This is a genomic window from Mesorhizobium sp. LNJC391B00, assembly GCF_000502535.1.
Lineage (GTDB): Bacteria > Pseudomonadota > Alphaproteobacteria > Rhizobiales > Rhizobiaceae > Mesorhizobium.
Map to the genome: position 1 here is coordinate 71,207 of NZ_AYWI01000019.1, position 12,032 is coordinate 83,238.

The 12,032-nt window shown below is 62.5% G+C and carries 12 protein-coding genes; 10 read left to right on the forward strand and 2 right to left on the reverse strand.

What is annotated here, in order from left to right:
* The first annotated feature begins 141 nt into the window (after positions 1–141).
* Positions 142–765 carry an invasion associated locus B family protein gene (locus tag X750_RS136275; protein ID WP_023668972.1) on the forward strand — a complete coding sequence of 208 codons (624 nt, stop codon included), beginning with the start codon at positions 142–144 and terminating at the stop codon, positions 763–765.
* An 81-nt stretch (positions 766–846) separates the two neighbouring features.
* Here X750_RS136275 and hspQ read toward each other — a convergent pair whose 3' ends face one another.
* The gene (hspQ, locus tag X750_RS136270; protein WP_023668971.1) at positions 847–1,170 is read right to left on the reverse strand and encodes a heat shock protein HspQ; all 324 of its coding nucleotides are present in this window, start codon (positions 1,168–1,170) and stop codon (positions 847–849) included.
* A 224-nt stretch (positions 1,171–1,394) separates the two neighbouring features.
* On the opposite strand from hspQ, the gene X750_RS136265 reads away from it, so the two are divergent.
* A complete protein-coding gene (locus tag X750_RS136265) occupies positions 1,395–2,357 on the forward strand; it encodes an AEC family transporter (RefSeq protein ID WP_023730586.1) in 963 nt (320 codons plus the stop codon).
* Here X750_RS136265 and X750_RS136260 read toward each other — a convergent pair.
* Positions 2,334–3,545 (reverse strand): UbiH/UbiF family hydroxylase, encoded by a 1,212-nt coding sequence (locus X750_RS136260; RefSeq protein ID WP_023748801.1) that lies wholly within the window; start codon positions 3,543–3,545, stop codon positions 2,334–2,336. The genes X750_RS136265 and X750_RS136260 overlap by 24 nt on opposite strands.
* A 95-nt stretch (positions 3,546–3,640) precedes the next feature.
* Between X750_RS136260 and X750_RS136255 the strand changes: the two genes are divergently transcribed.
* The 8 genes from X750_RS136255 to X750_RS136220 all read left to right on the forward strand — a co-directional run bounded on the left by X750_RS136255 (position 3,641) and on the right by X750_RS136220 (position 11,926).
* Entirely contained in the window at positions 3,641–4,528 is an 888-nt protein-coding gene (locus X750_RS136255) for a DUF2182 domain-containing protein (protein WP_023748802.1), read from the forward strand.
* 14 nt (positions 4,529–4,542) lie between these two features.
* A complete protein-coding gene (locus X750_RS136250; RefSeq protein ID WP_023691317.1) occupies positions 4,543–5,157 on the forward strand; it encodes a DUF1326 domain-containing protein in 615 nt (204 codons plus the stop codon).
* Positions 5,154–5,984: a phosphatidylcholine synthase gene (pcsA, locus tag X750_RS136245; protein ID WP_023668966.1), complete on the forward strand. Its 831-nt coding sequence runs from the start codon at positions 5,154–5,156 to the stop codon at positions 5,982–5,984. The genes X750_RS136250 and pcsA overlap by 4 nt, the downstream gene beginning before the upstream one ends.
* Positions 5,985–6,001: 17 nt before the next feature.
* Complete coding sequence (locus tag X750_RS136240; protein ID WP_023748803.1) at positions 6,002–6,979, forward strand: quinone oxidoreductase; 978 nt, start codon at positions 6,002–6,004, stop codon at positions 6,977–6,979.
* Positions 6,980–7,189: 210 nt separating this feature from the next.
* Complete coding sequence (locus tag X750_RS136235) at positions 7,190–8,767, forward strand: ABC transporter ATP-binding protein (protein WP_023668964.1); 1,578 nt, start codon at positions 7,190–7,192, stop codon at positions 8,765–8,767.
* A complete protein-coding gene (locus X750_RS136230) occupies positions 8,764–9,888 on the forward strand; it encodes an ABC transporter permease (protein WP_031243665.1) in 1,125 nt (374 codons plus the stop codon). The genes X750_RS136235 and X750_RS136230 overlap by 4 nt, the downstream gene beginning before the upstream one ends.
* Positions 9,888–10,808, forward strand: coding sequence for an ABC transporter permease (locus tag X750_RS136225; RefSeq protein ID WP_023748805.1), 921 nt, complete (start codon positions 9,888–9,890; stop codon positions 10,806–10,808). The genes X750_RS136230 and X750_RS136225 overlap by 1 nt, the downstream gene beginning before the upstream one ends.
* A 50-nt stretch (positions 10,809–10,858) precedes the next feature.
* A complete protein-coding gene (locus X750_RS136220) occupies positions 10,859–11,926 on the forward strand; it encodes a BMP family ABC transporter substrate-binding protein (RefSeq protein WP_023682527.1) in 1,068 nt (355 codons plus the stop codon).
* The last annotated feature ends 106 nt before the right edge of the window (positions 11,927–12,032 follow it).

Below are 12,032 nucleotides of genomic sequence, written 5' to 3' on the forward strand. Positions count from 1 at the left end.
AGGCGGCGGGCTGGATTCGGCTGCTCATGCAGTGTAACACGCGCTCCGAAGTCATTCTGTTGCCTCAATTCGGCAACAGGTAGCAGGACCACACGGCGCGAAGAAGCCGGTCCCGGGATCATTTGAGAGGAAATGCACGACATGACGAGCCTGAACAGCAACGCATACCGCCTTTCGGTCCTGGCCGCGGGCGTGGTCGGCTTTCTGGGCGCCGGACTTCCCACCGCTTCGGCACAGCAACAGATTCCGCAGGGTTGGTTCAAGGCCTGCACCAAGCAGGAAGATGTCGACATCTGCAATGTCCAGAACATCATCACTGCCGGCAACGGCCAGTTCGTCACCGGCGTCAGCCTGATCGAGTTGAAGGGCAAGGTAAACCGCAAGGTCTTCCAGGTCACGGTTCCCCCAGGTCGCCTGGTGCCCCCCGGCATCGCCCTGCAAATAGACGCCGGCAAGGCGACGAAGCTGGATTATGTCATTTGCTTCGCCGACCGTTGCGTTGCCGAAGTGCCGCTGACCGACGCGCTCGTCGCGTCCTTCAAGAAGGGACAGGCGATCACGCTGACCTCGATCAACTTCCAGAGTCAGCCAAATCCAATCAAGGTTGCCTTGACCGGCTTCAGCGGCGCCTTTGACGGCGCGCCGCTGCAGCAGTCGGACATCGAGGATCGGCAGAAAAAACTTCAGGATTTCGTCGTCAAGAACAACCAGGACTTCGCCAAGAAGCTCAAGGACGAGCAGGCCAAGGCCAAAGCCGCCAACTAATCGCCGGGACAGATACCGGAGCGACAAAAAGCGGGGTCATGCCCCGCTTTTTTGTTGTCGTCACGTCGATGCAAGGTGATGTCAGTGTCTCGACTGGCGTTTTGGCTCATAGCGTCCGTCGGGCCGCTTGTCGAACATCTCGCCGATCTGTGGATGCCGGACCGGTTCGCCCGATTGATCCTCGAGCAGGTTCTGCTCGGAGACATAGGCGATGTATTCGGTTTCCGAATTCTCGGCGAGCAGATGGTAGAACGGCTGGTCCTTGCGCGGCCGCACGTCGGCCGGGATGGCTTCGTACCATTCGTCGGTGTTGGCAAATTGCGGATCGACATCGAAAATGATGCCGCGGAACGGAAACAGCCGATGACGAACCACCTGTCCGATCGAAAATTTGGCCGTTTTCATCATACTCACCACTAAGCCTCTAGAGCGCCCGGCGTCCCCTCGAATGTGCGAAGAGCGCTCTAAGACTTTGAATTTACACACACCCTGGCCAAAAATCGAGCCCGACTTAGGTCTGGGATCAGGCTTTATTTGGCGCAGAAAGCGTGTCAGTTCAATGCCGAAGCGCTTGACGCCCGATGAAGCTACGGGCTAGCCCGGTCCCGGGGTTTCGGGCCAGGGCAAAAATGTCTGACATTGTCGGTCTTGTTATTCCGTTCTTCGGGCTGATTTTCATCGGCTTTCTGGTCGCGCGCATAACCAGGCAGCCGCTGGAAGCGCTTGGCTGGATGAACACCTTCATCGTCTATGTCGCGCTTCCTGCCCTGTTCTTCCAATTGCTGGCCCGCACGCCGTTCGAACAGTTGACCGAATGGCGCTTCATCTTCGGCTCGGTATTTTCCACCTACACGATCTTCTCGATCATGTTCGTATGGTCGGTGACGGCGTCGCGCGGCGAGATCGCCCAGTCGACGATCAAGGCGCTGGCCGCGGCCTACGGCAATATCGGCTATATGGGGCCGGGGCTGGCGCTGCTCGCCTTCGGCGAACAAGCGGCGGTCCCCGTTGCGCTGATCTTCTGCTTCGAAAATATCATGCATTTCGCCATCGCGCCGATGATGATGGCGCTGTCGGGCGACGACAAGACATCGCCGTGGCGGCTCATCCTCGGCGTAGTCAGGAAAATCGTCCTGCACCCGTTCATCATCGCGACCGCGCTTGGCGTCGGCGCCGCCTATCTCGGCTTTCACCCACCGCAGCCGGTCGATCGCCTGCTCGAATATCTGTCTCGGGCGGCCGCCCCTTGCGCCCTGTTTGCCATGGGCGTGACGCTTGCGCTCCGGCCCCTCAACCGCGTGCCGCATGAGTTGGCGTCGATCGCGGCGCTGAAGCTGATCCTGCATCCATCGCTCTGCTACGTCGTGCTGAGCTGGATCGGGAACTTTTCCGAAATCTGGGTTTTTTCAGCCGTGCTTTTGGCGGCATTACCGACCGCAACCAACGTCTTCGTCATCGCCCAGCAATATGGCGTCTGGGTGCAACGCGCGTCGGCCAGCGTGCTGATCACCACCTGCCTCTCGGTGCTGACGGTGACCGGGCTGCTCTACATGATCCGCCACGGCATCTTACCGCCGGACCTGTTTCCCTGAACCGCCGGTAAGCGCCGCAAAGCCGCTGCCCGGCCTCAAGCCTTCGCGCATGAAAAAGGCGCGCAGCGGCGCGAAACTGCCGAGCACATTGAGGCCGGCGCTGCGTGCCATCTGCGCCGGCAACATGTCCGACAGCAACGACATGTTAAGCAGGTTGACCGCGCCCGAACGCGCCAGAATGTCGGGACGGCGCCTGGAATCATAGGCGGCCAAAGCCCTTGCGGCGCCAGGGTCGCCGCGATTTTCGCGTGCGATTCCAATCAGATCCTCGACGTCCCTGATGCCGAGGTTTAGACCTTGGGCCCCGATCGGCGGGAACACATGTGCAGCCTCGCCGACCAGCGCCACACGGTTTTGCGCGAAGCGCCCCGGTGATGCCGCTGAAAGCGGGTAAATTTGTCGGCCGGGCTCGACCGACACCCGGCCCAGCATCGACTGCATCTGCTGCTCGACACGCTCGGAAAGCGTCGCGTCATCGAGTGCGGCGAGGTCCTTCGCCGCCTCCGGTTTCACCACCCAGACGAGGCTGGAGCGGTTGCCGGGCAGCGGCACCTGGGTGAACGGCCCGGTCTCTGTGTGGAACTCGGTCGAGGTGAGGCCGTGTTCGCTGCGATGGCCAAAATTCAGCACCAGCGCCGCTTGGCGGTAGGATCGCACCGAGGCCACTATGCCTGCCGCCTCGCGCGCCGGCGACAGGCGCCCATCGGCAGCGACCGCAAGCGCGGCCGAGACTTCGCGACCATCAGTCAAGACGGCATGCGCCTGATCGGCGTCCAGACGCCAACTCTCGACCATCGACGTCAGCCATTCGATGCCGGGATGGGCCGCGACGGACTTGGCCAGCGTCGGGTTCAGCGCACTATTGGGCAGGTTGAGCCCGAACTGCTCCTCGCCGATCTCCATGGCGCGAAAAGTCACCACCGGGCTGCGGATCAGCCGGCTGGTCGCATCAACGATGCGCATGACCTTCAGCGGCGCGGCCTTCGGCGCAAGTTCGGCCAGCACGCCCAGCCGATCGAGAACCTTGAGAGCAGGGTTCATCAGCGCCGTGGTCCGGCCATCGGGCCCGCCTGCTTCGGGTCCGACCAGGGTTACCGGAAAGCCCGCCTCGGCGAAACCGAGCGCCGCGATCAGTCCGGCAGGGCCGCTGCCGGCTACCAGTATCCGTGCTGTCTCGCGATGATCCAAATTGGACTTCCAGTTTGCGATGCAGGTGTCTACCCATGGATATAGGTCAGACCATGCGGCTTGATCAACGCGGCGATTAGGCTCATTCGGTTGTCATGACCGGCCAGCAGGACGATTTCAGCCATCTCGACCGCGCCGGTCGCGCCACGGCAAGCCTGGCCCGCAGCCCCCGCCTGACGGTCAACATCGCCATCGCCGGCGGCATTCTGCTCGCCTGGTTCATTCTCGGCGCCATGGCGATCCGCGGCGCCGAAGGCCGGCTCCCCGGCGTACCAGGCGATGTGGTCCTGCGATATCTGCCGCAACTGCCGCTGCCGGATGTCCTCGACCGCTTCTTCGGCATGTGCCTGACGCCCGCACCACTTGATGCCGGCGGCGCACAGCTTCTGGCGTTGATCGTGATGTGGTTTTCGATGGCCGTGGCGACGATGCTGCCGTCGGCGGCGCCGATGATCCGTACCTATTGTGAAATCGCCGACACCGCCCGCATCAAGGGCGAACCGGTGGTCCACCCGCTGGTCCTGGCTGCCGGCTACCTCTCGACATGGCTTGTCGCCTCTATCGGCCTCGCGGTGCTGACGTTGCTCGTCCACGCATTTACGTCCTCCGCTCGATTGCTCGATCCGGTGAGCGGCCTTGCCGCGGCGGCCGCGCTGCTGGTTGCCGGCCTCTACCAGTTCAGCAGCCTCAAGCAGGCCTGCCTGACAAAATGCCGGAACCCGTTCTCGACACTGTTTTCCAACTGGAGCGCGGAGCCGGGTGGCATCTTCCGGCTAGGGCTGAAGCAGGGCCTGTGGTGCCTCGGCTGCTGCTGGGCGCTGATGCTGGTGATGTTTGCCGTCGGCGCGATGAACGTGTTCTGGATGGCGCTGATCGGCCTGTTCACCTTGATCGAAAAACAGACCACCGGCAGCCTTCCAACCCGAGTGGCCGGTGCGATACTGCTTGTCTGGGTAGTCGCCCTGCTAGTAGTCTCGGCATGACGGGGGAGAATTCTATGGCAGAGCAAGGCTGGGCAATGAAAGGAGAGCTCGTACTCTCCTGCAATTGCACGGTTTTTTGTCCTTGCGTGCTGTCGCTTGGCAGCCATCCGCCGACGGAGGGTTATTGTCAGACCTGGGCGGGCTTCCGCATCGACGCAGGCCATTTCGGCGAGGTCGACCTGTCCGGCCTCAATCTCGGTCTGGTCATGGAAATCCCCGGCTTTATGAGCCGCGGCAACTGGACCGCAGGCCTGTTCATCGACAAGCGCGCCTCCGTCTATGCGGTGAAAGCGCTGACCAGGATCTTCACCGGGAAGGCCGGCGGAACAACCTCGCTGTTGTCGATCCTTGTCGGCAAGTTCCTCGGTGTCGAGCAGGTGCCGATCACCTACGAGACGCGTGACAAGACCCGTATTTTCCAGATACCGAAGATCATCGACGGGGCGGTCACACCGATTCCCGGCAAGGATCGCGAGAAGGATACCGTGATCGGCAACTCGGAATACTGGATCGCGCCGGAGATCATCGTGGCCAGGTCCGACAAAAGCAAGATGCGGGCGTTCGGCCACAACTGGAACTTTGCCGGCCGCTCGGCCGAAATCTGCAAACTGGATTGGCGGGGCCCGTGAGCAAGAACACAACCGCCAGGAATGCCGCCAAAAAGATCACCGACCGGATACCCAGGCCGAAGAAAAAGGTCACCTGGCCGCAGGCGCGGGCATTCTCGGTGCATCTGTTGACCGCGTCTGGCTCGTTCCTGGCCTTCCTGTCTCTGGTGGCGGCAAGCGAGCAACGCTGGACGGCGATGTTCTGGTGGCTGGGGCTGGCGCTGTTCGTCGACGGCATAGACGGGCCGATCGCGCGCAAGCTTGAGGTCAAGGAGATCCTGCCGACCTGGTCGGGCGAACTCCTCGACAACATCATCGACTATGTCACCTATGTGCTGATCCCCGCCTTCGCGCTCTACCAGCGCGGCTTCATGGGCGAAGGGCTGTCGTTCCTGTCGGCGGCCATCATCGTGGTGTCCAGCGCCATCTATTATGCCGACACCGGAATGAAGACGAAGGAGAACTTCTTCAAAGGCTTTCCGGTGGTCTGGAACATGGTCGTGTTCACGCTGTTCGTCATCGAGCCCGGACAGTGGGTGTCCTTCGGCGTCGTCGTGGCGGCCGGCATCCTGACCTTCGTGCCGATCAACTTCATCCATCCCGTGCGGGTGGTGCGGCTGCGGCCAATCAATCTTGGCATGACGCTGCTCTGGTGCGCTTTCGGTGCGCTGGCGCTGGCGCAGGCGGCCCTTGCCGCCTTCTACGACCAGATCGGCGTTTTGGGCGAACAGGTCAGCGTCTTTACCAAGGTCGGCATCACCATCACCGGACTTTACCTCGCCTGCATCGGCGGTATCATGCAGTTCTTCCCCAAACTCGGCGCCAAGCCGGACACTAAGAAAGCCTGACCGCAGGAAAGCCCACAATGTCCAAAGCAGTCCGTATCCACGCCCATGGCGGTCCGGAAGTCCTGACCTATGAAGACGCCGATCCGGGACAACCCGGCGCCGGGCAGATCCTGGTCAGGCACACCGCGATCGGCCTCAATTTCATCGATGTCTATCACCGCATCGGCCTCTATCCGCCGCCCGGCGGCTTCCCGCTGATCCCGGGCGGCGAGGCGGCAGGTGTGGTTCTCGAGGTCGGCGCAGGCATCGACTGGCTGAAGCCGGGCGACCGCATCGCCTATGCCGTCAATGTCGGCGCCTATGCCGAACAGCGCATTGTCGCCGCCGACCGCGTCGTCAAGGTGCCGGACGGCATCAGCGACGAACAGGCCGCCGGCATGATGCTTAAAGGCATGACGGCGGAGTATCTGTTGCGCCGGACCTTCAAGGTGAAGGCAGGCGACACCATCCTGTTCCATGCCGCCGCCGGCGGCGTCGGGCTGATCCTGGGACAATGGGCAAAACATCTCGGCGCCACCGTCATCGGCACGGCAAGCTCAACCGACAAGATCGAGCTCGCCAAGGCGCATGGCTTCGACCATGTCATCAACTACAAGGAGCAGGATTTCGTCGCCGGGGTCGCCGCCATCACCGGCGGCAAGAAATGTGACGTCGTCTACGATTCGGTCGGCAACGACACATTCCCGGCCTCGCTCGACTGTCTGAAGCCGCTCGGCATGTTCGTCTCTTTCGGTCAGTCCTCTGGACCGATCCCGCCATTTTCGATGTCGCTGCTGGCGCAGAAGGGCTCGCTGTTCGCTACCAGGCCGACTTTGTTCGTCTACAACGCCAAGCGTGAAGACCTCGAAGTCTCCGCCGCGGCATTGTTCGACGTGGTGTTGAGCGGTGCGGTCGAGATCAAGATCAACCAGCGTTATGCGCTGAAGGACGCGGGCAAGGCGCAAGCCGATCTCGAAGGGCGCAAGACCACTGGCACGACCATACTGATCCCCTGATCTGCCTTGCTTTTCAGCGTTTTGCCGCGACGCCAGGCACTGTTTACCCGAAAAACCGGTCGGTCGGTTTGTTGTGCGAAACGGGTCTATCTTTACCCCTTGAGTTTCCGCTGAAATTCTTGAAGCTCTTTCAAGGTGGGTGCTGCTTTCGCACGAGAGCGGCCAGCGCATACGATGTTGGCGGGAACACAGAACATATCCGGGAACCGGATGGGAGGCACTGTGAGTGCAGATCATGATGGAGCGAACCTGCTTGAGGTTCGTGGCCTGACCAAGATATTCGGCACGCTGACGGCGTGCGATCATATCGACCTCAACATCGCCAAGGGCGAGATCCACGCGCTGCTTGGCGAAAACGGCGCCGGCAAGTCGACGCTGGTCAAGATGCTGTTCGGCTCGCTGGAGCCCAATTCCGGCGAGATATTCTGGAACGGGGAAGCGGTGCGGATCACCAGTCCGGGCATGGCGAAGAAGCTCGGCATCGGCATGGTGTTTCAGCACTTTTCGCTGTTCGAGGCGCTGACCGCGGCCGAGAATATCGCTCTGTCTCTGGATGACGGCTCACCGATCAGCTCGATCGCGGCCAAGGCGAGGGCGCTTTCCTTCAGCTATGGCCTGCCGCTCGATCCGGACTCGCTGGTCGGCGATCTCTCGGTCGGCGAACGCCAGCGCATCGAGATCATCCGCTGCCTGTTGCAGACGCCGCAGCTCATCATCCTCGACGAGCCGACCTCGGTGCTGACGCCGCAGGAAGCCGACAAGCTGTTCGAGACGCTGGAGCGCCTGCGCTCCGAGGGCAAATCCATCCTCTACATTTCGCACCGGCTGGAAGAGGTCAAACGCATCTGCGACCGCGCCACCGTGCTGCGTCACGGCAAGGTCGTCGGCCATTGCAACCCGCGCGAGGAAACGGCTTCGTCGCTGGCCCGCATGATGGTCGGCAGCGAGGTGAAGGCCGTGGTGCGTGCGCCGGCCGAAGGCATCGAGACCGCGCAGCCATTGCTCGAAATCCGCGCCCTCAGCCGCAAGCCGGCAACCCCGTTTTCGATCCCGCTGAAGAACATAACCCTCACTGTGCGCGCCGGCGAAGTGATCGGCATTGCCGGTGTCGCCGGCAACGGCCAGGGCGAGTTCTTCGAATCCGTCTCCGGCGAGGTGCTGCAGCAGGACGCCGCATCCGTGCGCATCCGCGGCAAGGATGCCGGCTCGCTCTCGATCACAGGCCGGCGGCTGATGGGCGCTGCCTTCGTGCCGGAAGAACGCCTCGGCCATGGCGCCGCGCCACGCATGAAGCTTTCGGAAAATCTGCTTCTGTCGCGGCACGCCACCGACGGCAAGGTTTTTGTCGGCGCCGGCGGCGCCGTCAAAAGCGGTGCGGTCTATGCCGCCGCCCAGCGCATCATCGTGGCGATGGATGTGCGCAAGAGCGCGCCCGATCCGGAAGCCGCGGCCCTGTCGGGCGGCAATCTGCAGAAATTCATCGTCGGTCGCGAACTCGACCGCAGCCCTGCCGTCATGGTCGTCAACCAACCTACCTGGGGCGTCGACGCCGGCGCCGCCGCTCATATCCGCCAGGCGCTGATCGAACTGGCGCGCAGTGGCTCGGCGGTTCTGGTCATCAGCCAGGACCTCGATGAGCTGTTCGAGATTTCGGACGCGATCGCGGTCATGCACAATGGCGAATTGTCGAAGCCGCTGCCGATCGCCGAGGCCACTTTCGAGAAGATCGGCCTGTTGATGGGCGGCGCCGAGCCCGGCCACGCCGAACATGGTCTGGAGACGGCATGATGCGCCTCGAACTCGTCAAACGCCCGCAGCGCTCGATGCTGTTTTCGGCGCTGTCGCCTTTCATCGCCTTCGCTCTGACGATCATCGCCGGCGCGGTTCTGTTCGCGTTGCTCGGCGTCAACCCGCTGAGCGCATTCGAGATCTATTTCATCGAGCCGATCAGCCAGGTCTGGCAGTTGCATGAACTGGCGATCAAGGCCGCGCCGTTGATCCTGATCGCGGTCGGCCTGTCCGTCTGCTACAAGGCCAACATCTGGAACATCGGCGCCGAGGGACAGTTCATCCTCGGCGGCATTTTCGGCTCGGCCATTCCGGTGCTGTTTCCCGGGTTCGAAGGCCCGCTGGTGCTGCCGCTGATGCTGTTGTTCGGCATGGTCGGCGGCGCCGCCTACGCGGCAATCCCTGCTCTCCTAAAGACGCGCTTCGGCACCAACGAAATCCTGACCAGCCTGATGCTGGTCTATGTCGCCCAGCTTTTCCTCGACTGGCTGGTGCGCGGTCCCTGGCGCGATCCGCAGGGCCACGGCTTCCCGCAGACGATCCAGTTCAACGACTCGGCGGTGCTGCCGGAGCTGATGCCGGATGCCGGCCGCGCCAATTGGGGTTTTGTCTTCGCTCTCATCGCAGCCGTGCTGATCTGGGTGCTGATGAGCCGCCTGCTCAAGGGTTTTGAGGTCCGCGTGCTCGGCTCCAGCCCGAGGGCAGGGCGGTTCGCCGGCTTCGGCCTCAACCGCATGGTCTTCTTCGCCTTCCTGCTGTCAGGCGCGCTGGCCGGGCTTGCCGGCATTTCGGAAGTCTCCGGCGCCATCGGCCAGCTCCAACCGGTGATCTCGCCCGGCTACGGCTTCACAGCGATCATTGTCGCGTTCCTCGGCCGGCTCAATCCGCTCGGCATCGTCGCCGCCGGCCTGGTGCTGGCGCTGACCTATCTCGGCGGCGAGGCGGTGCAAAGCGCGCTCGGCATCTCCGACAAGGTGGCGCGTGTGTTCCAGGGCATGCTTTTGTTCTTCGTGCTCGGTTGCGACACGCTCATCCATTACCGCATTCGCATGGTCGGCATGGCGCTGACGAAAAGCGCGGCGAAGCTTGAAGCCGCGCCGAAGTTGAAGGAAGCCCGCTGATGGACATCGCCGTCAACATCCTTTTGACCATCGCCACGGCGGCGACGCCGCTTTTAATAGCGGCCATCGGCGAACTGGTGGTCGAGCGCTCCGGCGTGCTCAACCTCGGCGTCGAAGGCATGATGATCATGGGCGCCGTCGGCGGCTTCGGAGCCGGCTATCTCACGGGATCGCCCTGGATCGGCCTGTTGGCGGCAATCGCCATGGGCGCGGTGTTCTCGCTGCTGTTTGCGGTGATGACGCTGTCGCTCGCCACCAACCAGGTGGCGACCGGCCTGTCGTTGACGCTGCTCGGCCTCGGCCTGTCCGGCATGATGGGAACCAGCTTCGTCGGCCAGCCCGGCGAGAGGCTGCCAAACCTCTACGTTCCGGTGCTCACCGACATTCCCGTGGTCGGCAGGTTGCTGTTCGGCCAGGACCCGATCTTCTACATCTCGATCGCGGTGACGGCGGCCGTCATGTGGTTCCTGTTCAAGACCCGCACCGGCCTCACCCTGCGCTCGATCGGCGACAGCCACACATCGGCGCATGCACTCGGCATCAAGGTCATCCGCTACCGCTATCTCGCGGTCATCTTCGGCGGCGCCTGCGCCGGCCTTGCGGGCGGCCACCTGTCGCTGGTCTACACGCCGCAATGGGTAGAGAACATGAGCGCGGGCCGCGGCTGGATCGCGCTGGCGCTGGTCGTCTTCGCCTCCTGGCGTCCGTGGCGCGTGCTGGCCGGCGCCTACATCTTCGGCGCGGTGTGGATCGGCCAGCTTCATGCACAGGCATTTGGCATTCCGGTGCCTTCGCAGCTGCTTTCTTCTCTGCCCTATCTGGCAACCGTCGTGGTTCTCGTTCTAATCTCGCGCAACAAGCGTCTGACGATGATGAACACGCCGGCTTCCTTGGGGCAGCCATTCGTTCCGGATCGTTGACAACAAAAACAAACGGGAAGCTCCAAGGCTAAACTCAGAGAGGTAACACAATGAAAAAACTGCTTATCGCGTTGATGACCACGACCGCCGCCATGTCACTGGCGGCGTCCGCGCAGGCCGCCGACAAGTTGAAGGCATGCTGGGTCTACACCGGCCCGATCGGCGATTTCGGCTATTCCTACCAGCACGACCAGGGCCGCCTCGAGGTGGAAAAGGCGCTCGGCGACAAGGTCGAAACCGCCTATCTCGAGAACGTCTCGGAAGGTCCCGATGCCGACCGCGCTTTCGAGCGTCTGGCGCGCGAAGGCTGCAAGATCATCTTCGGCACCTCTTTCGGCTTCATGGACCCGGAAGTGAAGGTCGCCAAGAAGTTCCCCAAAGTGATGTTCGAGCACGCCACCGGCTACAAGACCGCTGACAATCTCGGCATCTACAATGCGCGCTTCTATGAAGGCCGCTACGTGCTCGGCCAGATCGCCGCCAAGGAATCGAAGGCAGGGGTCGCCGGCTATATCGTTTCCTTCCCGATCCCCGAAGTGGTGATGGGTATCAACTCCTTCATGCTCGGCGCGCAGTCGGTCAACCCGAACTTCAAGGCCAAGATCGTCTGGGTGAACTCCTGGTTCGATCCGGGCAAGGAAGCTGACGCGGCCAAGGCACTGTTCGACCAGGGCGCCGACATCATCGTTCAGCACACCGATTCCACCGCTGCCTTGCAGGTCGCTGAAGAGCGCAAGCTGCACGGCTTCGGCCAGTCCTCCGACATGATCAAGTTCGCGCCGAACGCGCAGCTGACCTCGCTGACGGACGAATGGGGGCCGTACTACATCAGCCGCGTCCAGGCGGCGCTCGACGGCACCTGGAAGCCGGACAATGTCTGGCTCGGCATCAAGGACGGCGCCGTCAAGCTGGCGCCCTTCACCAACATGCCGGACGATGTGAAGGCGATGGCCGAGGCAACCGCCAAGAAAATCGCAGATGGCTGGAACCCCTTCACCGGACCGGTCGCCAAGCAGGACGGCACGCCGTGGCTCAAGGACGGCGAAGTCGCCGACGACGGCACGCTGCTCGGCATGAACTTCTATGTGAAGGGCGTCGACGACAAGTTGCCGCAGTAAATATCGGAAACGCAAAGGAGAAGGGGCGCCGCGCAGCGCCCTTTTTCATTTCCCGGGCTGCACGCTTCGACTGCGAAACCGCGCCGAGGGCTGTGCCAAAAATCCG

Bases quoted from the DNA above. Each gene is read 5' to 3' on its own strand.
- X750_RS136275 (WP_023668972.1), top strand. From the start codon at position 142: ATGACGAGCCTGAACAGCAACGCATACCGCCTTTCGGTCCTGGCCGCG.
- hspQ (WP_023668971.1), bottom strand. From the start codon at position 1,170: ATGAAAACGGCCAAATTTTCGATCGGACAGGTGGTTCGTCATCGGCTG.
- X750_RS136265 (WP_023730586.1), top strand. From the start codon at position 1,395: ATGTCTGACATTGTCGGTCTTGTTATTCCGTTCTTCGGGCTGATTTTC.
- X750_RS136255 (WP_023748802.1), top strand. From the start codon at position 3,641: ATGACCGGCCAGCAGGACGATTTCAGCCATCTCGACCGCGCCGGTCGC.
- X750_RS136250 (WP_023691317.1), top strand. From the start codon at position 4,543: ATGGCAGAGCAAGGCTGGGCAATGAAAGGAGAGCTCGTACTCTCCTGC.
- X750_RS136240 (WP_023748803.1), top strand. From the start codon at position 6,002: ATGTCCAAAGCAGTCCGTATCCACGCCCATGGCGGTCCGGAAGTCCTG.
- X750_RS136235 (WP_023668964.1), top strand. From the start codon at position 7,190: ATGGGAGGCACTGTGAGTGCAGATCATGATGGAGCGAACCTGCTTGAG.
- X750_RS136230 (WP_031243665.1), top strand. From the start codon at position 8,764: ATGATGCGCCTCGAACTCGTCAAACGCCCGCAGCGCTCGATGCTGTTT.
- X750_RS136225 (WP_023748805.1), top strand. From the start codon at position 9,888: ATGGACATCGCCGTCAACATCCTTTTGACCATCGCCACGGCGGCGACG.
- X750_RS136220 (WP_023682527.1), top strand. From the start codon at position 10,859: ATGAAAAAACTGCTTATCGCGTTGATGACCACGACCGCCGCCATGTCA.